The sequence below is a fragment of the Parazoarcus communis genome, from assembly GCF_003111665.1.
Taxonomy (GTDB): Bacteria; Pseudomonadota; Gammaproteobacteria; order Burkholderiales; family Rhodocyclaceae; genus Parazoarcus; species Parazoarcus communis_B.
The window spans coordinates 677,576-702,130 of record NZ_CP022188.1; the positions used below are offsets into that span (position 1 = coordinate 677,576).

The 24,555-nt window shown below is 64.1% G+C and carries 23 protein-coding genes and 1 riboswitch; of the genes, 19 read left to right on the forward strand and 4 right to left on the reverse strand.

Going from position 1 to position 24,555, the window contains the following annotated elements; genetic code table 11:
* The first annotated feature begins 132 nt into the window (after positions 1-132).
* From cysN to CEW87_RS03205, 4 genes are all read left to right on the forward strand, one after another.
* Positions 133-1,413, forward strand: a complete 1,281-nt coding sequence (gene cysN / locus CEW87_RS03190; protein ID WP_108976897.1) for a sulfate adenylyltransferase subunit CysN — start codon at positions 133-135, stop codon at positions 1,411-1,413.
* 264 nt (positions 1,414-1,677) lie between these two features.
* Positions 1,678-2,610 carry an adenosylcobinamide-phosphate synthase CbiB gene (cbiB, locus tag CEW87_RS03195; protein WP_108971409.1) on the forward strand — a complete coding sequence of 311 codons (933 nt, stop codon included), beginning with the start codon at positions 1,678-1,680 and terminating at the stop codon, positions 2,608-2,610.
* Positions 2,603-3,601 carry a threonine-phosphate decarboxylase CobD gene (gene cobD, locus CEW87_RS03200; protein ID WP_108971410.1) on the forward strand — a complete coding sequence of 333 codons (999 nt, stop codon included), beginning with the start codon at positions 2,603-2,605 and terminating at the stop codon, positions 3,599-3,601. The genes cbiB and cobD overlap by 8 nt, the downstream gene beginning before the upstream one ends.
* Entirely contained in the window at positions 3,598-4,500 is a 903-nt protein-coding gene (locus CEW87_RS03205; protein WP_108971411.1) for a cobalamin-binding protein, read from the forward strand. The genes cobD and CEW87_RS03205 overlap by 4 nt, the downstream gene beginning before the upstream one ends.
* Here CEW87_RS03205 and CEW87_RS03210 read toward each other — a convergent pair.
* Both CEW87_RS03210 and CEW87_RS03215 read right to left on the reverse strand, forming a co-directional pair.
* Entirely contained in the window at positions 4,493-5,788 is a 1,296-nt protein-coding gene (locus tag CEW87_RS03210) for an N-acyl amino acid synthase FeeM domain-containing protein (protein WP_108971412.1), read from the reverse strand. The genes CEW87_RS03205 and CEW87_RS03210 overlap by 8 nt on opposite strands.
* Before the next feature lie 225 nt (positions 5,789-6,013).
* Entirely contained in the window at positions 6,014-7,159 is a 1,146-nt protein-coding gene (locus CEW87_RS03215) for a M48 family metallopeptidase (RefSeq protein ID WP_108971413.1), read from the reverse strand.
* A gap of 289 nt (positions 7,160-7,448) precedes the next feature.
* Here CEW87_RS03215 and CEW87_RS03220 point away from each other — a divergent pair, with 289 nt between their 5' ends.
* A complete protein-coding gene (locus CEW87_RS03220) occupies positions 7,449-9,008 on the forward strand; it encodes a DEAD/DEAH box helicase (RefSeq protein WP_108971414.1) in 1,560 nt (519 codons plus the stop codon).
* Positions 9,009-9,080: 72 nt separating this feature from the next.
* On the opposite strand, the gene bluB is transcribed toward CEW87_RS03220, so the two are convergent.
* Positions 9,081-9,746 carry a 5,6-dimethylbenzimidazole synthase gene (gene bluB / locus CEW87_RS03225; RefSeq protein ID WP_108949564.1) on the reverse strand — a complete coding sequence of 222 codons (666 nt, stop codon included), beginning with the start codon at positions 9,744-9,746 and terminating at the stop codon, positions 9,081-9,083.
* 115 nt (positions 9,747-9,861) lie between these two features.
* A riboswitch (cobalamin riboswitch) is annotated at positions 9,862-10,088 on the forward strand.
* A gap of 189 nt (positions 10,089-10,277) precedes the next feature.
* Here bluB and CEW87_RS03230 point away from each other — a divergent pair.
* From CEW87_RS03230 to CEW87_RS22915, 14 genes are all read left to right on the forward strand, one after another.
* Positions 10,278-10,904, forward strand: a complete 627-nt coding sequence (locus CEW87_RS03230) for an energy-coupling factor ABC transporter permease (protein WP_108971415.1) — start codon at positions 10,278-10,280, stop codon at positions 10,902-10,904.
* A 4-nt stretch (positions 10,905-10,908) separates the two neighbouring features.
* Complete coding sequence (cobM, locus tag CEW87_RS03235) at positions 10,909-11,730, forward strand: precorrin-4 C(11)-methyltransferase (RefSeq protein ID WP_108971416.1); 822 nt, start codon at positions 10,909-10,911, stop codon at positions 11,728-11,730.
* Positions 11,727-12,620, forward strand: coding sequence for a sirohydrochlorin chelatase (locus tag CEW87_RS03240; protein ID WP_108971417.1), 894 nt, complete (start codon positions 11,727-11,729; stop codon positions 12,618-12,620). The genes cobM and CEW87_RS03240 overlap by 4 nt, the downstream gene beginning before the upstream one ends.
* A gap of 22 nt (positions 12,621-12,642) precedes the next feature.
* Positions 12,643-13,323, forward strand: a complete 681-nt coding sequence (locus CEW87_RS03245) for a precorrin-8X methylmutase (RefSeq protein ID WP_108971418.1) — start codon at positions 12,643-12,645, stop codon at positions 13,321-13,323.
* A 7-nt stretch (positions 13,324-13,330) separates the two neighbouring features.
* On the forward strand, positions 13,331-14,509 hold the full coding sequence (locus CEW87_RS03250; RefSeq protein WP_108971419.1) for a cobalt-precorrin-5B (C(1))-methyltransferase: 1,179 nt from the start codon (positions 13,331-13,333) through the stop codon (positions 14,507-14,509).
* Positions 14,502-15,911 (forward strand): precorrin-6y C5,15-methyltransferase (decarboxylating) subunit CbiE, encoded by a 1,410-nt coding sequence (gene cbiE / locus CEW87_RS03255; protein WP_108971420.1) that lies wholly within the window; start codon positions 14,502-14,504, stop codon positions 15,909-15,911. Before CEW87_RS03250 ends, cbiE begins: the two co-directional genes overlap by 8 nt.
* Positions 15,904-16,743 carry a precorrin-2 C(20)-methyltransferase gene (gene cobI / locus CEW87_RS03260; protein ID WP_108971421.1) on the forward strand — a complete coding sequence of 280 codons (840 nt, stop codon included), beginning with the start codon at positions 15,904-15,906 and terminating at the stop codon, positions 16,741-16,743. Before cbiE ends, cobI begins: the two co-directional genes overlap by 8 nt.
* Positions 16,744-17,015: 272 nt before the next feature.
* A complete protein-coding gene (locus CEW87_RS03265; RefSeq protein ID WP_108971422.1) occupies positions 17,016-17,792 on the forward strand; it encodes a cobalamin biosynthesis central domain-containing protein in 777 nt (258 codons plus the stop codon).
* Positions 17,789-18,184, forward strand: a complete 396-nt coding sequence (locus CEW87_RS03270; protein ID WP_108971423.1) for a cobalamin biosynthesis protein — start codon at positions 17,789-17,791, stop codon at positions 18,182-18,184. Before CEW87_RS03265 ends, CEW87_RS03270 begins: the two co-directional genes overlap by 4 nt.
* Positions 18,181-19,164: a precorrin-3B C(17)-methyltransferase gene (cobJ, locus tag CEW87_RS03275; RefSeq protein WP_108971424.1), complete on the forward strand. Its 984-nt coding sequence runs from the start codon at positions 18,181-18,183 to the stop codon at positions 19,162-19,164. The genes CEW87_RS03270 and cobJ overlap by 4 nt, the downstream gene beginning before the upstream one ends.
* Positions 19,161-19,541 (forward strand): (2Fe-2S) ferredoxin domain-containing protein, encoded by a 381-nt coding sequence (locus CEW87_RS03280; RefSeq protein WP_108971425.1) that lies wholly within the window; start codon positions 19,161-19,163, stop codon positions 19,539-19,541. The genes cobJ and CEW87_RS03280 overlap by 4 nt, the downstream gene beginning before the upstream one ends.
* A gap of 93 nt (positions 19,542-19,634) precedes the next feature.
* Positions 19,635-20,924, forward strand: coding sequence for an acetyl-CoA hydrolase/transferase family protein (locus tag CEW87_RS03285; protein ID WP_108949575.1), 1,290 nt, complete (start codon positions 19,635-19,637; stop codon positions 20,922-20,924).
* A 279-nt stretch (positions 20,925-21,203) separates the two neighbouring features.
* On the forward strand, positions 21,204-21,923 hold the full coding sequence (locus tag CEW87_RS03290) for a PEP-CTERM sorting domain-containing protein (RefSeq protein WP_108971426.1): 720 nt from the start codon (positions 21,204-21,206) through the stop codon (positions 21,921-21,923).
* 359 nt (positions 21,924-22,282) lie between these two features.
* Positions 22,283-22,717 carry a pilin gene (locus CEW87_RS22915; RefSeq protein WP_108971427.1) on the forward strand — a complete coding sequence of 145 codons (435 nt, stop codon included), beginning with the start codon at positions 22,283-22,285 and terminating at the stop codon, positions 22,715-22,717.
* Between the two features lie 19 nt (positions 22,718-22,736).
* On the opposite strand, the gene CEW87_RS03300 is transcribed toward CEW87_RS22915, so the two are convergent.
* A complete protein-coding gene (locus CEW87_RS03300) occupies positions 22,737-24,380 on the reverse strand; it encodes a tetratricopeptide repeat protein (protein WP_108971428.1) in 1,644 nt (547 codons plus the stop codon).
* Between the last annotated feature and the right edge of the window lie 175 nt (positions 24,381-24,555).

Genomic DNA, 24,555 nt, shown 5'->3' on the forward strand with positions numbered 1-24,555 from the left:
CGAGCCCGCAGGGCGAGTTCCGCAGCCTTCAGAACGAATGCCTCATGCAGCCCCGGCGACTTAGCAGCACACACAAACCAGCACAAAACAAAGCACCAACCGAATTCTGGAAAGCTTGAAGGAAAAATGACCATGTCCGCACTTGAACAACTGCCCGAGATCGACAACGGCCTGCTGCGCTTTCTGACCTGCGGCAGCGTCGACGACGGCAAGAGCACCCTGATCGGCCGCCTGCTGTTCGACACCAAGACCATCCTCGCCGACACCATGAATGCGATCGAGAAGACCTCGGCCAAGCGCGGCATGACCGCGGTCGACCTCTCGCTGCTCACCGACGGCCTGCAGGCAGAACGCGAACAAGGCATCACCATCGATGTCGCCTATCGCTACTTCACCACCGGCACACGCAAGTACATCATCGCCGACGCGCCCGGGCACGAGCAGTACACCCGCAACATGGTCACCGCCGCGTCGACCGCCAACCTTGCAATCATCCTCATCGATGCACGCAAGGGCGTACTCACGCAGACCCGTCGCCATTCATACCTCGCCAGCCTGGTCGGCATCCCCCACCTGCTGGTCGCGGTGAACAAGATGGACCTCGTCGACTACGACGAAGCCACCTTCGAGCGCATCAAGGCCGACTACCTCGCCTTCGCCGCCCAGCTCGGCATCAAGGACGTGCGCTTCATCCCGATCTCGGCACTCGCCGGCGACATGATCGTCGATCGCGGCGCGCGTCTCGACTGGTACAAGGGCCCCACCCTGCTCGAGATTCTCGAAGCCGCCCCCGCCGCCCACACCGAGAAAGCCGAAGACTTCCGCCTTCCGGTGCAGTTCGTCTGCCGTCCGCACGACTCGGCCAACCCCGAACTGCACGACTACCGCGGCTTCATGGGCCGTGTCGAATCCGGCGAGATCCGCGTCGGCGATGCGGTGACGGTGCTGCCGTCGGGCGCCTCCAGCAAGGTCAAGGCCATCAGCATTGGCACCGAACAGCTTGAGCGCGCCATCCACGAACAGTCCATCACCCTGCTGCTCGAGGACGAAATCGACATCTCGCGCGGAGACATGATCGTGAAATCGGCCGAAGCACCGGCGGCGGTCAAGCAGATCGACGCCACCGTGTGCTGGCTGTCGGAGACGCCGATGTCACCGGCCCGCACCTACCTCGTGCGTCATACCACGCGCGAAGCCAAGGCCAAGATCGCCAAGATCGACTACCGCCTTGATGTGAACACGCTCGAACAGCAGCCTGTCACCAGCCTGGCCATGAACGACATCGCGCGCCTCACGCTCAAGCTCGCACAACCCATCGTTGCCGACCGTTACGCCGCCAACCGTGCAACCGGCGCCTTCATCATCATCGATGAAAGCACCAACAACACCGTCGGCGCCGGTATGATCGGCTGAACACCGCTGCTTTCCGGACGGGCAGATGCATGCCCGTCCGGAAACGATTTCACACTCGCCTTTCCCGCCCGCCCCACTGGCGCTGAGGACACGGACCAAGCACGGCCTGCGCGGTCAGACCACCTCAAGCCCCGCCTCGAAAGCCTCCGTAGCCCCCCGAAGTCGCTGCGCTGACGACAAGCCTTTGCCATACTGCCACCGCTTGTCGTACCCTCCAGCCCCGCTTCCGCATACGCTGCGCCCGCAATCCGGCGCGCTCCCGCCATGTCCGTATTCACGCTGATCGTATTCAAACTCGCCGCCGGCCTGCTTCTGGACCGGTTGTTTGGAGAAGTGCCCCGCTACCATCCGCTGGTCGGCTTCGGGCGCTGGTCGAATGCTGTCGAAGCCAGGGTCAGAGCCTGGTCTGCGTCCCGCCTGGCGGGCATGCTGGCGTGGCTGCTTGCTGTCGGCCCGTGGGTCGGACTGGTACTGCTCGTGCGCGACGTGCATCCGCTGGCGCACTGGCCGGTCGACATCGCCTTGCTGTACTTTGCGCTCGGCGGGCGCAGCCTCACCGAACACGCCGAGGCCATCGCCCTGCCGCTTGAGGCAGGCAACCTGGATGAAGCACGCCAGCGTACAAGCTGGATCGTGAGTCGCGACACCAGCGTACTCGATGCCGAGGGCGTGGCCCGTGCGGGCACCGAATCCGTGCTGGAAAACGGTAACGACGCCGTCTTCGGCGCCCTGTTCTGGTTTCTGCTCGCCGGCGGGCCCGGCGTGCTGCTGTTTCGCCTCGCCAACACGCTGGACGCGATGTGGGGCTACCGCACGCAGCAATACCTTCGTTTCGGCTGGGCCGCCGCCCGCATCGACGACCTCCTCAACGCATTTCCCGCCCGCCTCACCGCGCTCACCTACGCGGTGCTTGGCCGTACCCGCCAGGCGCTTGAGTGCTGGCGCAGACAGGCGCCTTCCTGGGATAGCCCCAACGCAGGACCGGTGATGGCCGCCGGCGCGGGAGCGCTCGATCTCAAGCTCGGTGGTGCAGCGATTTACCACGGACAGGAAGAGCTTCGCCCTCAACTCGGCGAAGGCAGTGCGCCCGATGCGCGCGCCATCCGCGCGGCCGTCAGCCTGGTCCGTCGCGGCATCCTGCTGTGGCTCGCCGTCGCCGGCCTGATCGCACTCACGCTGGAACGCCTCCATGCTTGAGCACGGCGGACGGCTGCGCCGCGCAGCCAGCGACTACGGGATCCCGCTGCAGGACTGGCTCGACCTCTCGACCGGCATCAACCCCACGCCCTGGCCTGTGCCCGAGATTCCGCTGTCCGCCTGGCACAGGCTGCCGGAAGACGATGATGGCCTGGAAGCGGCTGCAGCAGACTATTACGGCACGGACCAACTCCTTGCCGTCGCCGGCTCGCAAGCCGCAATCCAGTCGCTCCCGGCCCTGATTCCGGGGGCCCGCGTCACGATCCCCGGCCCGACCTATGCGGAACACCCGCACGCGTGGCGAGGCACCACACTGCAACGGATCGACGCGAGCGTTGGCAGCATCGACGCCGCCATCGATGCGACCGACGTGCTCGTGCTGGTGAATCCGAACAACCCCTCGGGCGAACACTACGACCGTGCGCAACTGCTGGCGTGGCACCGCCGCCTTGCGTCTCGTGGCGGCTGGCTGGTGATCGACGAAGCCTTCATCGATACGGCGCCGTCGAACAGTCTCGCCGCCGAGGCAGGGCGCCCGGGCCTCGTGGTGCTGCGCTCGATCGGAAAGTTCTTTGGGCTGGCCGGCGCCAGAACCGGCTTTGTACTCGGCCCGCGGGAACTGCGCGCAGCACTCGCAGAGCGCCTGGGGCCATGGGCCGTCAGCGGCCCTGCCCGAATCGTCACACAGGCTGCACTGCGCGACCACGCATGGCAGGAAAGCGCCCGCACCCGATTGCTCGCGCAGGGACGACGGCTTGGCGCGCTGCTGCACGCCGCCGGTTTCGGCAACGCCCGCGGCCCAGCCCTGTTTCAGTGGTTCGAACACCCCGATGCAGACACCCTCCGCCATCGACTCGCCACGCATGGCATTCTTGTGCGGCACTTCGATTCGCCGGCGAGCCTGCGCTTCGGACTCCCTGCGCTCGAAGCCGACTGGCTGCGACTCGCCGACGCCCTGGACACGCCGGGCATCAAGGATCTCTCAAGATGAAAACCGCCCTACGCCTCATCGCAGTTGCCTGTGCCACATCGAGTCTTGCTGCCGTCGCCGCCGATCTCCGCATCACCGATGACACGGGTGCAGCGCTGCACCTGAAACAGCCGGCCCAGCGCATCGTCAGTCTCGCGCCACATCTCACCGAACTGCTTTTTGCCGCAGGCGCCGGAAGCAAGGTCGTCGGCGTGGTGTCGTACAGCGATTTCCCGGAGGCCGCCAAGGCACTCCCCCAAGTCGGCAGCTACACCAACGTCGACATGGAGGCGCTTGCAGCGCTAAAACCCGACCTGGTGGTGGCATGGAAGAGCGGCAACCGCAATGCCCACCTCGACCGTCTGTCCGCGCTTGGCATCCCGCTCTTCATCAACGAACCGCGCAACCTTGACGACGTGGCGCGCGCACTGGAGACCTTCGGCGAACTCGCAGGGACATCCGCCGAAGCGCGCACTGCAGCAGCGCGCTTCCGTGCGCGCCTGACATCGCTGCGCAGCCGCTACTCGACGCTGCCGCCGGTGCGCACCTTCTATCAGGTCTGGGACCGCCCGTTGATGACGATCAACGGCGAGCATCTGATTGGCGACGTCATCCGCCTGTGTGGTGGCGAGAACGTCTTTGCCGATCTTCCCCAGCTGGCACCGACGGTCAACGCGGAGTCGGTGCTGGCGGCCAATCCGGAAGCGATCGTCGCCAGCGGAATGGGAGACGCCCGTCCCGAGTGGCTGGATCAGTGGCGCCGCTGGCCGAGCATTTCCGCAGTCGCGGGCGACAATCTGTTCTTCATCCCGCCGACGATCATCCAGCGCCACACGCCACGTATCCTGGACGGCGCCAGTCGTCTGTGCGAGCAGCTCGACGAGGCGCGCCGGCGCCGCCCCCAGAACAGGCTCAAATAAAGCGCGTCGCCTCTTCGAGCTCGTCGTGCGTTCGCGCGCGGCTCAAGGCGCTGACAAACTTGCGCCAGGCCAGGTCGGCATGGTCGATGCGAATCAGCGCAATGCGCTCGTCATGCGAACCAATACGAAGAATGGTGACCTTCATCCTGCTGCGGTCCGACGCACCCAGCTCGATCGAGACTTCGCCACTGACGCCGACCGGCAGCTTGCGCTCCGATCGCACCCGAAAACCGGATACCGAGCACTCGAACACCTTCAGCGGATAACGGCGACGCAGGCCAGGCAGGCCGGCACTGAACTCACCCGGACACATGACCGGAAACCGCCTGTGCGTGCGCCTGCGCATTTCCGAGCGCGGGGTGTCGTCGGGCACCAGCGGCAGACAGCGCTTGTACTCGGGCAAGTCGTAAATCGAGTGCAGCAGCAGCAGTTCCCCCATGCGCAATCCGGCAAACACCCGCGTGCGGACGTTGAAGAAATGTTCGATCAACTCCGGTGTCATCACCGGGTCAGTCGTCGTATAGAAACGCTTCTCGGGAAAATGAATATTGGGTACCGTCGTTTCGGTGAAATACCGGAACAGGTTTTTGGACGCCGGCATGCGCCCATAGCGACGTTGATACACCGCCGGGGCCGCAGCGAGATCCAGGTGCGCACCCACCGCCGGCGCGCCATTGACGAAGTCGTAATGCGCCACAGTGTGCTGAGCCAGGCGGCGAAAACACAGCACCGCCTCGTAGAAGCCGACATGCCGCGGGTTCACTGCAATGACGAGGTGACGGGTATCGAACTGTCGCGTCGCATACTCGTACATGAACTTCATCAGCGGCAGCAGGATCTTGCCGCTTGCCGACCGAAAACGGCGGTCGATGGCGAGCGCCGACACCTCCGCAACATTCCCGCCCGCCTGCCTGACCGCGCCAAGATCGAAGATGCGCTGCATCGGAAAACCCAATGCGCTCTCGCGAATCAGCGACAGCGTGCCCACCACGCGGTCGCCATAGCGACACAGAAGCGTCGAAGTCGTGGGCAAGGCGTGATACACCGTGACCCGCATGGCGGAGGGGTCAGGCGTCATGAAGCCGGCGTCGACATAGGCGTCGTGCAGCAGATGGAAACAGGCTTCAAGCTCCTCACGCGTTTCGGCAAGCTTGAACACCATCTTGTCGGAGAGTTCGGCGTCGCAGCGAATGAGCTTGCTGTATGCCGAGAAACGCCACTTCTCCGGCAGCAGGGGAGCGCACCGCCGAAACAGCCGTTTCCCCAGTTCGATCATGTGTTTTTTCATCGACGCTGCACGCCTGTGGCGAAGGACTTGGCTTCGGCCTACTGTTATCTCCGGCTGAAAGCATAACGCGCCGGCGCGCGCCCAAAGACGACCCCGGTCAAAAAAACCGTTATTGGCAGAGCCTTGTGGATTCGGAGAACGATGAGGGAGAGCAACTACGGCGCAGATCGTCCCGCCTTAGCTGCCGCTTGGCGGTCTCAACAGCCTGAACAAGCACGCGAACGCCTAATCGCGGATGCTCTGGCGGGCGCGCGCGTACTGGCTGCGCCAGCCCGAACGGACATCCTGCCACCATGCGTGATCGAACACCCATGCCAGCGTTGGCAGTAGGGGCGCAAAGTAGTGTCTCGCGGCCGACGGGCGGTCGACCTGGGCTGCACGCAGCGGAACTCGCAACGCGCTCAGCCGCTGATGCAGCGACGGATGAAATGGCAGGGAGATGTCTTCCTCGTCCTCGAGCAGCACCGCGGTGACTGCGCGCACCGACGCCGGCCGCAGGAACCCGGTCTCCACACCCAGCCCCATCTCGCGGTAGGGCCGGATGCTCGGTCGGGCACGGCTCTCGCTTTGTGCCATGACCTTGGGCCAGTAATCCTGACGCAGGAAGCGCTCCTTGAGCGTCACTTCGACCAGGGTCTCTCCGAGGAGCCCCGCCCCGACCAGCTTCGCCGCAATGGCGTCAGCCTCGAACTCTTCGATGCGCGAGAGCCGCAGCATGTCGCGGTAGAAGCGGCGCAAGACGCGATCAGCCAGGGTTTCTACGATGGGCATGCTCTCGCACATTGCGTCGAGCACACGAAACCACCATGCCCGCACGTGCGCGCCGAGCTTTCCGAGCCCTTTGCGCTGCAGGGCGAGGTGGGCGAACTCATGCGCCATGACCGCCGCAAGCTGCGAGCGTGAAACACTATGCACCAGCGGCAGCCCCAACAGCAGGTGGGACTCGATCCGGCCCACGCAGCCCCAGCGCGCACGCTGCAGCACTGTCGCGTTCGGGTCGCGGGTGATCCACACACGATCGATTGGATCAGCACCAAGATGGCTGCCGATGTCGTCCATCAGGCAGTAAAACTCGGGGGCCGCATCGGGCGGCAGGAGAATGCCCTCGGGCTCGGGGGCTGGCACGTAGAAGATCGTTGTCAGGCGGGCGCACAGGTACGCTGCACACACCGCCGCCAGGCTCGACGCCACCGTAGCCAGTGGCTCACCCTCGTTAAGGGTCTGCCAGCTGTGCATCAACGCAAGCACCACGGCGCAAAAGGCAAGCACCATCACGGCCCCCACTGCCGACAGCCCCGCAAACGCGATCAGCCCGAGCCGACGCGCAAGGCGTGGCCGTAAATCGAACAAGCGGGAACGAGGCACGTACATGGGAGCACACTCCGGCGAAAGCCGTTAGGCGGGCTCGAATATACACGTTGTCAGCAGGGGGAGATATTCAACGAAAGGCTTAGGAAGCCCCATGCAAAGGGAGGAAACCCTCTGTTTTCAGTGATTTCTCGCTTTCCGCGCCTGAACAATCTATAGTGAGCGGCTGTTGCGTGCCCGACCAATCGGCCGCAGCACTTTCCAACGACCTTTTCCGGTCACGAATCCCGCCCGCCTCGATTGGTGTCGTACGCCCTGCGCACGACAGGCCGTCGCTGGAGCATTTTCTCGCATGAACACAGAATCAAACTTCGCCAGTCTCGGACTGGCAGAACCCTTGCTGCGCGCCATTTCGGAAGCCGGCTACACCACGCCGACGCCGATCCAGGCCCAGGCCATTCCGCAGGTACTCGCCGGTGGCGACCTGCTCGCCGCAGCGCAGACCGGCACTGGCAAGACTGCCGGCTTCACGCTTCCGGTGCTGCACCTGCTGTCGCAGACGCATGTACATCCGCACCCCAACGGCCGTCCGCGCTGCCTCATCCTCACCCCCACCCGCGAACTGGCTGCCCAGGTCGAGGAATCGGTCAAGACTTACGGCAAGCACATGCCGCTGACCTCGATGGTGATGTTCGGCGGTGTCAACATCAATCCGCAGATCTCGGCCCTCAAGAAGCGGGTCGACATCCTGGTGGCCACACCCGGCCGCCTGCTCGATCACGTCAATCAGCGCACGCTGGATCTGTCCGGCGTCGAGATCCTGATCCTGGATGAAGCCGACCGCATGCTCGACATGGGCTTCATCCGCGACATCCGCAAGGTGCTCGCACTGCTGCCGAAGAAGCGCCAGAACCTGCTGTTCTCGGCCACCTTCTCCGACGAGATTCGTGAGCTGGCCAACGGCCTGCTGCACAAGCCCGGCTGCGTCGAAGTTGCTGCGCGCAACACCACCGCCGAGCGCGTCGAGCAGGCTGCCTACATGATCGGGCAGAAGCAGAAGCGCGAACTGCTGGCGTGGCTGATCAAGGAGCGCCAGTGGTTCCAGGCGCTCGTGTTCACCCGCACCAAACACGGCGCCAACAAGCTGGCCGAATACCTGACCAAGCACGGCATCGAGTCATCGGCGATTCACGGCAACAAGAGCCAGGCTGCACGTACCCGTGCGCTGGCACAGTTCAAGGACGGATCGCTGCCGGTATTGGTTGCCACCGATATCGCCGCACGCGGCCTCGACATCGACCAGCTGCCCCAGGTGGTGAACTTCGAACTGCCGAACGTGCCTGAAGACTACGTGCACCGCATCGGCCGCACCGGTCGTGCCGGCGCTGCCGGCCACGCAATTTCGCTGGTCGACCGCGAAGAGCTCAAGCTGTTGAGCGCCATTGAACGGCTGATGCACCGCAAGATCGAGCACGCAACAGCCGAAGGCTTCGTGCCCAGCGCCACCGCAGAGCAGTCGCATGACGAAGATCAGCGCCGCGAACCGATGCAGCGCCGCGGAGGCGGTGGCGGTCGTAACAACAACGAACCGCGTAGAAGCGGCGCGCCCGCCGGACGCAGCGATCGTCCCGGCGGCCGTGGTCCCGCAAACGGTGGCCAGCCCGGTAACCGTGGTCCGCAGCGCGCCCGCCCCGAGGCGGACGGCAATCGTGCCCGTCCCGCGCCGCGCCAGGCCGGTGAAGTGGACGGCAATCGCGCCGCCCCCAGTCGCGCCGAACCCAACGGCAACCATGCGGGCAACCGTGGCCGCAGTGAAGTGAATGGCAATCGCGCGCCGCAGCCGTCCGACCGCCGCAATACCGCACCGCGCGCAGCGCTGTTCTCCGCCAGAACGGGGAACGGCAATCGCTGATCACTGATCCGCGCTGCACAACACGTGAAGAAGGCCACCGCAAGGTGGCCTTCTTTTTTGGCACAAGAGTACTCAATCAGCCGAAGATGGCCACACGTTCTCGGACAATACGTCCTCGATCGGCATGCGCTCGGCCCATTTTTCGATCTCCAGCATCGGCTTCGGGTAAAAGGCCTCGACGTGGCCGATACACAGCACCGCAACCGGGCAGGCCCCTTCGGGCATGGACAGCAGCGTGGCCAACTTGTCCGGATCGAAGATCGACACCCAGCCCATGCCAAGCCCTTCTGCGCGCGCCGCCAGCCACATGTTCTGAATCGCACAGGCCACCGAGGCCAGGTCCATTTCGGGCAAGGTCCGGCGCCCGAACACATGCTTCTCGCGCCCTTCGGCAAGTGCGACCACCAGTACCTCGCCGGCGTCGAGCACGCCTTCGACCTTGAGCTTCATGAAGTCTTCCGCACGCTCGCCAAGCGCCTCGGCAGTGGCAATCCGCTCTTCCTCCACCAGCGCGTGCATGCGCTCGCGCAAGGCGGGGTCGGTGATGCGGATAAAGCGCCAGGGCTGCATGTAACCCACACTCGGTGCATGGTGGGCAGCCCACAGCAGTCGCCGCAGGACTTCGGGATCGACTGCATCCGGCAGGAAGTGGCGCATGTCACGACGTTCGGCGATCACGCGATAAACGGCAGCGATCTCCGCGCTGGAGAAGGCGAGCGAAGCAGTGTTTGAAGGCATGAAATCAGGACTCCGGCAAGCAGGGCTGCAGTGTAGCGCACCGGTGGCCACACATTCCTTCCACCCGCTTGCCGTAAGGACAGCTTGCAAATACCCATGAACCTCGACTAAGCTCCGCCCCACATTCGATCCGGGTGCCTTGTCATAAAGTCTTATGACGGGTGAAACGGGAAGTCCGGTGACGCTGATCGCACATGCGCTCAGCCACTCCGGCGCAGCCCCCGCTGCTGTAAGCCTGACGAATCCGCTGCAACACAGATGACCACTGGGTTTCTCCCCGGGAAGGTCGGCGGATGAGGAAGATGGTGAGCCAGAAGACCGGCCCGATCGAGATGAAAGAGATGTGAATCCCGGGGTGAGGGTTCGATCCGACTGCTTGGTCGCGGCCGTATTTTCTTCGTGCGCCTCCATGCCAGCCGCATTCGATATTCGTTTTGCGTAGCCGTTCGCACGTACATGGACTGCCCATGCGCGCTTTCGCCTGCCTCCCCGGCTTCAGGTCGCCAGCCAAGCACACGAGGGGAGTTCTTCATGCATATCGAACCGGGTTACGTTTCCACCGCCAAAATCGCTGCCGCCAACATCGCAGCCACCGGACTGCTTGCCAGTCACGCCCTGCCGCTGCTGCGGCAACCGCAACTGATCCTGCGCTCGCTGCTCGCCGCGCTGTTCTTTTCGGTGTTCATGCAGAGCTTCCACCTTGCCGTCGGTCCGTCCGAACTGCATTTCCTCGGCGCGATGCCGATGTACCTGATCCTCGGATTCGTGCCCACGCTGCTTGGTTTCGGCATCGGTCTGGCCTTGCAGGGGCTGTTCTTCGAACCCGCCGATCTTGTCCATCTCGGCATCAACACCCTGTCGCTCGCGGTGCCACTGATGCTGGTGCACCACACCGTCGGCAAGCGCTTCGACAGCCTCAGGCTGCGCAACATCATGAAGCTCGACGCCGTGTTCTACGCCGGCGTGACGTCGATGGTCGGCTTCTGGCTCGCCATTGGCGAAGTGGCCACGCCGCTTGCCGACTGGGCTGCCTTCGCGATTGCCTATGCTCCGCTAGTCGTTCTCGAACCGCTGATCACCTTCAGCCTGATCCGCCTGCTGCAGCCCTATGCCGCCAGCCCGGCGATGAAGCTGTGCACCACCCTGCGGGCAGGTTGAGCACATGGGCGTCATCTGGTTCGTCGGCGCCGGCCCTGGCGACCCCGACCTGATCACGGTCAAGGGTCGCGGGCTGCTCGAAGAGGCGGGCGCAATCCTTTTTGCCGGGTCGCTGGTCGACCAGGCTGCCACGCGCTTTGCCCCACCGGGTTGCGAGATTCGCGACTCCAAGGACATGACGCTGGAGGAGATGAGCGCATGGCTGCTCAACGCCTGCGCCCGTCATGCAACGGTGGTGCGCCTGCAGACCGGCGACCCCGGGCTGTATGGGGCGCTGGTGGAGATGACCCGCCCGCTCGACGCCGCCGGCGTGCAGTGGAAGGTCGTGCCGGGCGTGTCTTCGGCGATGGCCGCCGCGGCTGCGGCAGGCGAAACCCTGACCCTGCCTGAAGTCACGCAAACCGTGATTCTCACCCGCGTTGCCGGGCGCACGCCGATGCCTGCAGGCGAAGAGCTCGAAGCGCTGGCTGCACATCGCAGCACCTTGTGCATCTTTCTGTCGATCACGCTGCTGCATGAAGTCCAGCGTGCGTTGCGCAGCGCCGGATGGTCCGAGGACGCACCCATCGTCGTGGTACAGAAGGCCAGCTGGCCCGGTGCGGAAAAGATCGTGCGCGGCACGCTCGCCGACATCAAGCGTCGCTGCCAGGACGAGAAGATCGCCTCGCAGGCCATGATCATCGCCAGCCCCGCGCTGGGCGCGCGCGACTGGGCCGATATCGCCCGCTCCAAACTCTACGACCCCGGTTTTTCACACCGTTTCCGCAAGGCCACCCTGATGCAGGACGACGGCACGGAAAGCGCAACCACCGAGATTCCGTCATGAACGATCACACCATCCTCCTCATCGGCCATGGTTCGCGCAATCGCGAAGGCAACCGCGAGATCCTGCAGTTCGCCACCCAGTGGCAGGCGCGTCACCCGGGCTGGCGCATCGAAGCCTGCTTCATCGAACATGCGGAAGTCCTGCTCGACGAGGGCCTGGACCGCGCCGCCCGGAACGCACGCCGGGTCACCGTCGTACCCTTCATTCTCAACGCAGCGGGCCATGTGAAGATGGAACTGCCGGCGGCGGTGTCGCGTGCCCGCGCCCGCCATCCTGCAGTGGACTTCGCGTGCACCCGCCATCTGGGCATGGGCCGCGAGATGCTTGCCGTACTCAAGGGCCAGCTCGACCGCCTGCTGCACCAGCTCGCCACCCCGGACCCGCGCACCACCGGCGTCATCCTGCTCGGACGCGGCTCGTCCGATGCCGGTGCCAATGGCGAGCTCGCCCGCATGACGCGCTGGGTGTTCGAAGACTACGACCACGACCTGGTCGACCTTGCCTTCACCAGCATCACCTGGCCGCGGCTCGAAACCGTTGTTCAGCGCCAGATCCGCCTTGGCATGATGCAGATCTGCATCGTGCCGGTGTATCTCTTCAGCGGCGTGCTGATGGACCGCATCAAGGCCCAGACCGAACGCCTGCAAGCCCAGTTTCCGCACATTGCCTTTGCCCTCGGCACCCATTTCGGCTTCGACAAGGGCATCTTCGACCTGCTCGACAGCCGCATCGGCGAGTCGGGCGCCGCAGAAGGCGGCCTGCTCGAATGCGACGGCTGCAAGTACCGCCTCGCCGCTGAAGCCGAACATCTGCACGACCACAGCCACACCCACGTGCATGCCGCGCATTCGCAGGGTGACGCGCACGAACACGAACATGCACCTGCATGAGCTCAGCACACGGAACCCGGACATGACCGCAAACACTGTTACCGAGCAGCTTACCGCTGCCGGTCGTGCCATCGAGCATGACTCCTTTGCCGTCATCGACGCCGAAGTCGCCCGGCACGACTATCGCCCCGAGCAATGGCCCATCGTGCGCCGCATGATTCACGCCAATGCCGACTTCGACTTCAACGGCCTCACCGACTTTCATCCCGCGGCGGTCGAGGCCGGGCTGGCCGCCATCCTGCGGGGCGGAGCGGCGTTCGTGGCCGATGTCGAGATGATCTGTGTCGGCCTGTCGGCGTCACGACTGGCGCACTTCGGCATGCACGCCCACCAGTTCATCTCCGACGCCGATGTCATCGAGCTCGCCAAGGCGGAGAACACCACGCGTGCGGTGCAGGCCATGCGCAAGGCGCACCGGCAGGGCTTGCTCGACGGTGCGCTGGTCGGCATCGGCAACGCGCCCACCGCGTTGATCGAGATCGTGCGCCTGATCCGCGAGGAAGGCGCACGCCCGGCGCTGGTCGTCGGCATGCCGGTGGGGTTTGTCTCCGCCGCCGAATCGAAGGACCTGATGGCCGGGCTCACCGAGGTGCCGTGGATCGTGATCCGCGGGCGCAAGGGGGGCTCGACGCTGGTTGTTGCCGCCCTGCACGCACTGCTCGGACTGGCCGAAGCACGCCAGCAGCAGCCCGCGCAAGCCTGAACACGCCATGGCAGCCGGTCACACGCTCCCCGAGAAGGTCCGCAAGGGTGATCCCAAGCGCGACCGCGGCAATCGCACCGGCTTCTCGACCGGTGCCAATGCCGCGGCAGCGGCTACTGCGGCCACGCTCGGACTGGCGCAGGGCGTGGTGCCCGAGGCGGTCGAATGCGTGCTGCCGAACACCCTGCGCGTGCGCTTCAACATCTGCGACGGCCGCGTGACACATCGCCCGGACGGCGACTGCGCACATGCAGTCTCGATCAAGGACGCAGGCGACGACCCCGACGCCACGCATGGCGCCCACCTCACCGCCGACGTGCGCCGCATCATTGGCGGGGGCGGTGCCGTCATCCTCAAGGGCGGGCCCGGTGTCGGCGTCGTCACCAAGCCCGGCCTCGGGCTCGATGTCGGCGGCCCCGCGATCAACCCTGCGCCACGACGCAGCATCACCGAAAACGTCGCCACCGCAGGCGCAGCCATTCTGTCCGCGGGCGACGGTCTTGAAGTCACCATCTCGGTGCCGGGTGGCGAAGAGATGGCGAAGAAAACGCTGAATGCCCGGCTCGGCATTCTGGGCGGCATCAGCATTCTCGGCACCACCGGCATCGTCCGTCCGTATTCCACCGCGGCCTTCCGCGCCAGCGTCATCCAGGCCGTGGATGTGGCGGCGAACCAGGGCCAGACCTCGGTGGTGTTCACGACGGGCGGCCGCACCGAAAAGTGCGCGATGCGCGAGTTTCCGCAACTCGACGAAGCCTGTTTCGTGCAGATGGGCGACTTCGTCAAGGCCGCGTTCACCACCGCGCTCAAACACGACATGCAGCACATCATCATCGGCGCGATGGTGGGCAAGCTGACCAAGATTGCCCAAGGGCTGTCGGTCACCCACGCCTGGCGCGAGGAGGTCGACCGCGACCTGATCGCCGGCGCCGCCGCCGAAATCGGCGCGCCAGCCGACCTGATCGAGGCGATCCGCGCCGCCGAAACCGCCCGCTTCGCTGCCGAACGTCTGGCCGAACTCGGCCTTGCCGTGGCCTTTCACCGCGCACTCGCTGCCCGCGCCATCCGCAGCCTTCGCGAGCGCTACCCCGGCCCCCACCGCCTCACCGTGCTTGCCTGCAATTTCGAAGGCATACCGATCGTGACCCTGAATGAAGAAGAACTGATGGAATCCGCACATGCCTGAAAACCACGTCCCGCTGTGTAGCGTGATCGGCATGATCGATGACGGCTGGCCCAGTCTGCCCGCTGCCGCACAGACCCGACTTCGCGCCGCAGCTCGGGTGATCGGGGCCAGACGCACCCTCGACCTCGTCGCGCCTTTTCTGCCCGAAGGCACCGAATGTCTCGACATGGATGGCGCGCTGTCGCGCACACCGGACTGGATCGCAAGCGCGCTCGATGCCGGCACGCCGGTGGCCGTTCTCGCCACTGGCGACCCCCTGTGTCACGGCATTGCCCGCTTTCTGACCGGCAAGCTCGGCACCGATGTGATCGAGGTCATGCCCGCGCCCTCCACCATCCAGCTTGCCTTCGCCCGCCTCAAGAAACCGTGGCAGGACGTACGCATCAGCTCATGTCATGGGCCGGATGCCGGCGAGTGGCGCGCTGACGAATCGACTCCCGCCCCGACACCGGCGCATGGCCTGTACAAACTGGTGCGTGCGGTCGCCAGCCATCCACTGGTCGCCACCTTCACCAGCCCGCACAACAGCCCGGACCGCATCGCCCGCGCACTGCTCGCCGCCGGCTATGGCGACGATGCGCACGAAAGCGTCACACTGTCTGTCGTCGCATGCCTGTGCCACGCGGACGAAGCCGTCTTTGCCAACCTCACCCTTGCCGACGCAGCCAGCCGCCGCTTTCCTGACCCCAACGTGGTCATCATCGAACGTGTCGGGCGGACCGGCGATGAGCACGCACCCACACGCTACCCGCCAGACCTCGTCTCGAGCGTTCCACATACGGCACCGGTATTCGGCTTCGACGATCTCGATTACGTACAACGCACGCCCGAGAAGGGGCTGATCACAAAGCTCGAAGCACGTGCGGTTTCGCTCGCCCGCCTTGGCCTGCGCGCCGACAGCATCGTGTGGGATATCGGCGCTGGCTCGGGCTCGGTCGGACTTGAGGCCAGCCGCATCGCTCACCTCGGCCACGTGTGGGCTATCGAGAAGAACAGCGGCGACGCCGCCAACGCCCGCGCCAATGCGCGACGCATGCGCGCGAGCAATTACAGCCTGTTCGAAGGCAAGGCGCCTGCCGGCCTCGATGCCTGGCCTGCTCCCGACGCGGCCTTCATCGGCGGCTCCGGCGGCGAACTGGGCGAGCTGATTGGACTGGTGCTTGCCCGGCTCAAGCCCGGCGGGCGCCTGGTGATGAACTTCGTCACCCTGGAAAACCTTGCCCTCGCCACCCAGACGCTTCAGCAGTTGGGCGCCACCTGGGACGTCACCATGCTCTCAGCCGCGCGCAGTCAGCCGATTCTCGACATGCACCGCCTCGCTGCCCAGAACCCGGTTTGGATCGTCAGCGCGCAGGCTGCAGACCGTCCATCAGACCCCGCAGGAGGCAACACCCATGAATGACATACGCACCACCGCCCTTCAAGCATCGCCCCCTTTTTGCAGCTTCGGCCGCCTGATCGGCGTCTCCCTCGGCCCCGGCGACCCCGATCTCATCACCCGCCGCGGGTGGGCGGCGCTGCAGTCAGGCGCGCGCTGGGCCTATCCGGTCAAACGCGCCGAGGAGACTTCATACGCACTGGGAATCGCCCGCCGCGGCGGACTGGCGATTCCGGACGACGCTGCAGAGCTGGTCTTCCCGATGACGCGCGACGGCACCGCGCTGGCCAAGGCGTGGGCGCGTGCCGCGAGCCGCACGGTCGAGCTGCTGGCGAGCGGACGCGATGTCGCTTTTCTGGTCGAGGGCGATGCCTCCACTTACTCCACCTTCCGCCACCTAGCGCGCGCAGTGCGCGAACTGGCGCCCGCTGTCACCGTGGAGACCATCCCCGGCGTCAGTTCATTTGCCGCGGCCGCCGCCCGAGCGGATGTGGCGCTGGCCGAAGAGGACGAAACCCTGGCTGTCATCCCCGCCGCCTACGGCGTGCCGGTGATCGACCATCTGCTCGACGAGTTCGACACCCTGGTGCTGATGAAGGTCAAGCCGCTCCTCGACGAGGTACTGGACCTGCTCGAACGACGCGGGCTGATCGCCACCAGTTGCTTCATCGAGAAGGTTGGCTCACCTGAGGAGCGGGTGGTGCGCGACGTCGCCAGCCTGCGCGGAGAGAAGGTGAATTACCTGTCGCTGCTGCTCGTGCAGAACCCGAAGCGCGTGCGCGGAGAACTGCGCCGCGGCTGTCGCAAGAGATCAGAGGGATCGGATATCACTGCAGCAGCAGAGGCCGCCACGTGAAGCGCGCCGCTGTGGTTGGCGGTCGGGCTGTCGAGAGCGCCGGCTCGTCGGGCGTCCGCGGGGAAACAAGACGGTGCATGTCTGAGTGAGCGTAGCGAGCGAGTTTGCACCGTCGCCCCGCAGACGTTCGACGAGCCGGGAAGCCGAAGGCCGCGAACGTCTGCCCGACCGACGACCGCAGCGGTACGAGCGCTTCGCGTGGCGGCCTCTGCGGGCCACCCCCACCTGGACGCAACGACTTAACAGAATCCATATAGAAGAAAGAATTCGCCATGACCCAACACCTCCCCTTCCCCAATAACAAAGTCGCCGTCGTCTCGATCACCCGGCACGGCATTGCGCTCGCCAGCAAGGTGGTGGCCGCCCTGCCCGGTGCCACGCTGTTCGCGCCGGAGAAATTTCACCGCGAAGCCGAGGCGGCCGCACCGGGTGCCTTTGCCTGCTTCTCCGGCAAGACCGGTGACCAGTTCCCGGCACTGTTCGCGGCTTTCGACGGCATCATCTGCATCGTTTCGCTCGGTGCGGTCGTTCGACTCATCGCTCCGCATCTGAAGAACAAGGAAAGCGATCCCGGCATCGTGGTGCTCGACGAAGCCGGGCGTTACGCCGTCCCCGTACTCTCCGGGCACCTGGGCGGCGCCAACGCACTGGCCGGCGTGCTTGCCCACACCCTTGGCGCACAACAGGTGCTCACGACGGCCTCCGACGCCCGCGAAACCCTCGCGGTCGATCTGCTCGGTCGCGAACTGGGCTGGACCTTCGAAGCCAGCCACGACGAAATCGTGCGAGCCAGCGCCGCCGTAGTGAACGACGAACCGGTTGCGCTGGTGCAGGAAACCGGCAGCACCGACTGGTGGTCGCGTCACGCCAACGGTCGCAGCGGTAGCCTGCCCGCCAACCTGCACCGCTTCGACCGCCTTGAAGACATCGACCCGGATGCCTTCGGCGCCGTGCTGTGGGTCAGCAACCGCAGCCTGCCTGACACGCTTGCCGAGCGTTTAAGTGGAAAGAAAGTCATCTACCGCCCCACTGCCGCGAGCGTGCAGTGAGAGTCGCACTTGGACTCGGCTGCGACCGCGGCACTCCGTTCGAAACCCTCGCCCGTGCGGTCAATGAAGCGCTGGCGGCCGCCGGCGTCGGCCTTGACGCAGTCAGCGCCGTAGCCAGCATCGACCTCAAGGCAGACGAACCCGGCCTGGCACTGCTCGCAGCCGTTCACGGCTGGCGTATCGACTATCACCCGGCCCCCCGCCTCGCCGCGATCGCAGTCCCCAACCCGTCCGAAACCGTGCGTCGCTACACCGGCACGCCCTCGGTCTCGGAAGCCGCCGCGCTGCTCGCGGCCAATTCAGGCCAGGACGCGCTGCTGGTCGAAAAGCACAAGGTGCGCGGCACTGACGGCAGGAACGCCACCATCTCCATCGCAAGGATTACCGAATGAACACGACAACTGGCAAGGGCAAGATCATGCTCGTGGGCCTCGGCCCCGGCAGTCACGACCACCTCACCGCGCGTGCGCGCGCCGCCATCGCGGAGGCCGACACCATCATCGGCTACGTCACCTATATCAAGCTCGTCGCGGACCTGCTCGAAGGCAAGGAAGTGATCAGGAAGTCGATGACAGAGGAGCTTGACCGCGCCATCGAATCGCTCGCCCGCGCCCGACAGGGCAAGAAGGTAGCGCTGATCTCGTCGGGCGACGCCGGTGTGTACGGCATGGCAGGCCCGACCTTCGAAGTGCTGTTCCAGGCGGGATGGACACCCGACTCAGAGATCGAGGTCGAGATCATCCCCGGCGCATCCGCGCTCAACACCTGCGCAGCGTTGGTCGGCGCCCCGCTCACGCACGACTTCTGCGCCATTTCGCTGTCCGATCTGCTCACGCCCTGGCCCACCATTGCGCGCCGCCTCGACGCCGTCGCCTACGCCGATTTCGTGGTCGCGCTCTACAACCCCAAGAGCGGGCGCCGCACACGCCAGATCGTCGAAGCCCAGCGCCTGTTCCTGCGCCACCGCCGGCCGGATACCCCGGTGGCGATCGTCAAGTCGGCCTATCGCCCAAAACAACGCATCGAGTTCACCACACTGGAGAGAATGAGCGAGTGCGACATCGGCATGCTCACCACCGTCCTCATCGGCAACTCGAACACCTTCGTGCGCGACGGCCTGATGGTGACCCCACGCGGGTACAGCAACAAGTACGACGTCGCCGATGGCGAGCGCGCCACCCGCAGTGGCGAACAGGCCGGGCGCTCGCTCAGCACCGGCCTCAATGGCTGGCTGGAATCCCTTCGTGCAAGCGATGACACGCCCGCACAACTGGCGGCACATTACAAACTTCCGCTCGATTACATCGTCGCCACACTTGCCGACCTGCCCCACACTGAGGCCGAGCCCGTCACCGAGGAAGACAGCGCATGAACCATCACGATTCAACTGAAAAACCCGGTACAAGCGCCTTGGTCGAAAAGCCGAAACTCGGCAGCTACCGGCGCCATCTGCTGGTATGCACCGGTCCGCGCTGCAGCGCCAACAGCGAGGCGCAAGCCGTGTTCGACAGCCTGGGCGAGCGCTTCAAGCTCGCCGGGCTGGACCAGGGCGAGCTGCGCGTGAAACGCACCCGGGTGGCCTGCTTTGCCGCGTGCAAGGGTGGTCCCATCCTGTGCGTGCAGCCTGATGGCGTGTGGTACTACAACGTCACCCCGGAAAACATGCAGCGAATCGTCGACCAGCACCTGGTTGGCGGCAAGGTGGTTACCGATCTCGTCTTTCACCAGGGCCCCACCCTTACCGCCTGACGCCACTCAGTCCATACGCACGGGTATGGAATATACGTATAATCCCCTATACAGACGCATATAAAAGCATTTGATAGGAGAGAGAGGGTGAGCATGCAGACGCTTTACGATCAGAAAAGGATGAGCCCGGCCGACGCCGTGGGCATGATCAGCAACGGCAACACCGTCGTGGTCCCGACCGGCGTTGGCGAACCGCCTGCGCTGCTGCAGGCGCTGTCCGACCGTCGCCACACGCTGCGCGATGTCGCCGTCAGCCAGATCTTGCCACTGCGCAAGTTCGCCTACCTCGACCCTGAGACCCATGCCAACATCCGGCATGACGCCTATTTCTTCGGCGGCGCCACCCGCGCAGGTGGGCAGTCGGGCTGGGTCGATTTCGTCCCCGCCTACTTTTCCGAACTGCCCATGCTGATCGACCGCGGGCTGACCCCGGCCGACGTGGTCATGACCATGGCTTCGCCCATGGACGAGTACGGCTACTTCTCGCTCTCGCTTGCGCCTGACTACACCATGGCTGCCGTGCGCAAGGCGCGCGTCATCCTGCTCGAGGTCAATCCGAACGTGCCCTACGCCAATGGCGACTGCCATGTGCACATCTCGCAGGTGTCCGGCCTGGTCGAAAGCGACGATGAACTGTTTGAAGTCGGCCTGCCGACCATCGGCCCGATCCAGGAAGCCATCGGCAAGCACGTGGCCGAGCTGATCGACGATGGCGCCACATTGCAGATTGGCTATGGTGGCATTCCCGACGCGGTCGTGATGCAGTTGCAGCACAAGCGCGACCTCGGCATTCACACCGAAATGATCGGCGACGGCATCCTGTCGCTGATCGAAAGTGGTGCCGTGACCAACCGCCGCAAGACCTTCATGCCCGGCAAGATGGTGGCCACCTTCGCGCTCGGTTCGCGCAAGCTGTATCGCTTCCTGCATCGCAACCCGATGCTGGAGATGCATCCGGTCGACTTCACCAACGACCCCTACATCGCAGCCCGCAACGACAATCTGTGCTGCATCAACGCCACGCTGCAGATCGACCTGCTCGGACAGTGCGGTTCGGAAAGCCTCGGCCACACGCCCTACTCGGGCACCGGCGGGCAGGTGGACTTCGTGCGCGCAGCCAATCGCTCGAAAAACGGCAAGGCCTTCATCGTGCTGCCTTCGACCGCAAAGAACGACACCATCTCGCGCATCGCGCCGGTGCTGTGCCCGGGCACCCATGTGACCACCAGCAAGAACGACATCAACTACGTGGTGACCGAGTACGGTGTTGCACAACTGCGAGGCAAGACCGCCAGACAGCGCGCGGAAGCGCTCATCGGCATCGCGCATCCGAACTTTCGCGAAGAGCTGCGTGAGGCGGCGCGCAAGATGAATCTGGCTTGACGCTTGAACCGTGGGCAGTGACAGCTGCCCACTCGCAACATCTGATCGGAGACGCGAACGGAACACCCCGTTCCCGTCTCCGATCTGCTTTCCGCCTCACCCAGGGGCACCAACACCTGAACAGACATCTGCATGGAACGGGAAGACGCCTTAAAGACGTCAGCGATGTGACGCAACGCACATAGAGCACTTTTATTCGATTTCGGCGTTTTAACCAATAATGGATAATTTATCCATTGCCGGGGATATCCCCAACCCGATCGAACAGGAGCCCTCAACATGCGCATTCGCCCCCTCATTACCGCACTCGCACTTGGCGCCGGTGCGCTCGGGGCCAATCTCGCGCATGCAGACCTTATCCTGAACTTCCAGAACGTCGTCGCCGGCTCATCGAACGGCTCCATCAGCGTCCTCTCCAACGGCACCGTCAAGACCTCGACGGTCAGCGCCGGCATGATCAGTTTCAAGCAGAAGGCGCCGGGCGCAAGCGCTTACGACAACGATCTGCTCAACAGCTTCTGCATCGAACCCAAGACCAGCCTGCTGCGTGGCGACACCCTGTTCTCCACCAGCTCCCTCGCAGACCGCTTCGGTCAGCCGCAACAAAACCTCATCTCGCGCCTCTACGACCTGCACTACGACACCGTAAGCAGCGTCGCCGGCGCCGCACCGGCATTTCAGCTCGCGCTATGGGAGATTGTGACTGACGGTGCCAGCCTGAGCCTGAGCAGCGGCAACTTCCTCACGACATCGAGCTTCGGCGGCGCTTTGACCATGGCCACGACCTGGCTGACCGAGCTCGCAACATGGAACACCCAACTCGGGAGCCAGCCCTACAGCTCCACGATGTACGACTTCGTCGCGCTGAGCGCAGGAAACTCGCAGGATCAGCTCACGGTAACGCGCCGTGCTCAGGACGTGCCGGAACCGGGAGTGCTGGCACTGCTGGGGATTGGTGCCGTTGCAGCGCTGGCGCGCCGACGCAGCGCCACCGTCTAGGATCCGAAACGCCATCACGCCGACGCCCCGCGAGGGGCGTTTCTCATTGATAAGCGGGATCAGACGAGTTGTCGCAAGATCTGATTGGCAAATCTCTTGCAGCCCGCGTCAACATTTGACATTCATAATCGGAAAACGTCAGTGCTTGACAGCCGCGCGTGACAATTCCAACCCAGACATTGAAATCGATTGGCGACACGATCGCCCCTGACATTCGCAGAAAACACTCAAACCACTGTTATTGAATAACAATCTTAAATATATCCTGAACTTCCCACTCCAGACCGAAGAACTGGCACAGCGCTTGCGATAGCTAAGTCAAGCGGGTCTTCCGCGTTGATCCATCAAGGAGAGAAGTCATGAAAAAAGTCCAACAAGGTTTCACCCTTATCGAACTGATGATCGTTGTCGCGATTATCGGCATTCTGGCTGCTGTGGCAATTCCCCAGTACCAGGACTACGTCACCCGCGCCAAGCTTTCGAAGGTCAACGTCGCCGTCGATCCGGTCAAGACCGCTGTCGCGATGTTCGCTCAGGAAAACGCCGGCCTCGGCACGCTCCCCGCTAACGCTTGGACGTCGCTTGGCCTCGCGGGCGCACCGACGGCGACAACGGAAGTTTCCGCCATCGCCGTAAATGCAGGTGGCGCTATCGTGGCCACGCTTAGCAATATCGGTACCAACTACAATGGCACGACCGTGACCTACACGCCGGCGGTTGGCAACTCTGCCGTGACCTGGACTGTGACCTGCGGCTACACCCATGCCAACATGAGCAAGACCTTCGGTTGCTAAGCTTCACCAGCTAGGCGTCCTACCTCAAAGGGCAGGCTTCAGACTCTGAAGCCTGCCCTTTTTCCATTCGCTTTTCTGCCAATTCGTCCAGTTTCATTGCCGCGAACAAGACCCCCAGCGTCCGGGCCCGCTCATAATCGCGCTCAGCTTCACGAAGGCAGCCCATGCGCTCGAAAGAAAGACCTCTGCCGAAGAACGAAGCCCCCACCTCGTGCAAGTCAATTGCGTGGCTGAAGTCGGCAACGGCTTCCGGATAGCGCCCCAGCCTCACGTACGCCTCTGCCCGCTGCTCGTAGGCCTGACGCACGCCCGGGCTCAGCGCGATGACCCGGTCCAGATCGGCAACCCCCTCCGCTATCCTCCCCGCCTTGATGCTCTGCAAGCCCCTGTTGAAAAAGATCCGGTCCGCACCCCGGACATCGGCAGCCGGCAGCTTTCTGGCTGCGTCGTCCCATGCAGACCATTCACTTTCCATGCTTTGCAGGCGATCCTCCGACAGGTAAAACAGCACGCCGCAGGCCAGCACTGTCAGCACCACAAGCCCCTTCACCGGCAACAGTCTCAGGAATGAGGCAAGCACCATGACAAAGCCAGGCGCCCAGAGATAGCTGCGATAGAGGACAAATGGCTCCTGAAATCGAACTGACGAGAACTCCACGAGAAACGAAATCCAGAAATACAGAATGCCGACGCCAGCGAGCTTCCAGCGTCTTGACACAAAGACGAGTGCAGCGCCGAGGAGCCCACAGGCCACGAACGCCACCAGCTTGAATACATCGGTCAGGCCCGGGGAGCCGCCAGATATATACGCCCTCAGATCAATGGACATGGCTCCCGTATCGGGAACGATCCACAGATACCAGTAGCGGAAGAAGAACCCCGCCTGCGCCAGCGCACTGATCGACCAGCTTGATGCCGCCTTCCCGGCGCTGGCGTCAGCAAGCAGGTCGATTGCAACTTCTTGGGCGCCGGGCTCAGCAACCGCGCCAACCAGCCCTTTCAAGGACAGAAAAACACGAAGCGCAGGCAATGCGCACAAGGCCAGATAGAGCACGGTGCGGGGAAACGCCCCCGGTCTGCGGGCAGCGATGCCGAGCGCGCATGCAACCGCAGGCAGCAGGATCGCATGCTCTTTTGAGAACACCGCCATCGCATAGAACAAGGCCGAAACGACAACATCCCGATAGCGCCCGTCTTCAATGGCGCGCCAGTAAAAGAGCAAGGACAGCAAGGAGAACAGCGAGGCAAACAAGACCGTTCGTTGGACAAGGTAGGCAACGCCGTAGACCGCGACCGGATGAACGGCGAACACGGCACAGGCTGCAATCGCCCCCCACACGGCAGCGCTGGGTGGCGCTGAAAGATCAACTCTGGAGACCCTTGAGCACAGTGCAATCAGCACGAAGACATTCGCGAGATGCAGCATGAGGTTGAAAGCGCGCTGAACCTCTATGCTGTCGAAGATCAGCTGTATGAACCCGATGGTGAAGTACGGAAATGTCCTGGCATAGAAATCGAAGACATTCTGGGCGTGATCAAACACCCGCCCCCCCGCGAACAGGTTATGGTCATCAAACACGAGTGGGTTGGAAAAGAACGGGGCATAGAGCACGACCGTGAAGACTGCGACGAGTCCAAGCACCAGTGAGCGGGTCTTGTTCATTGTTTCATCATCCGATTACCTGACATCCCTGCGGCAAAAGTCTTCAAGACATGGAGCACAGCACCAGGCAGGCACTGCGGACGCAAGACGCACTCACGTGGGCAAGCAGCCCAAACAGGGGAGAATACGACTTCGAGTTCCCGGCTTCCTTACCGGAGAAAAGCGCTGACAGTCT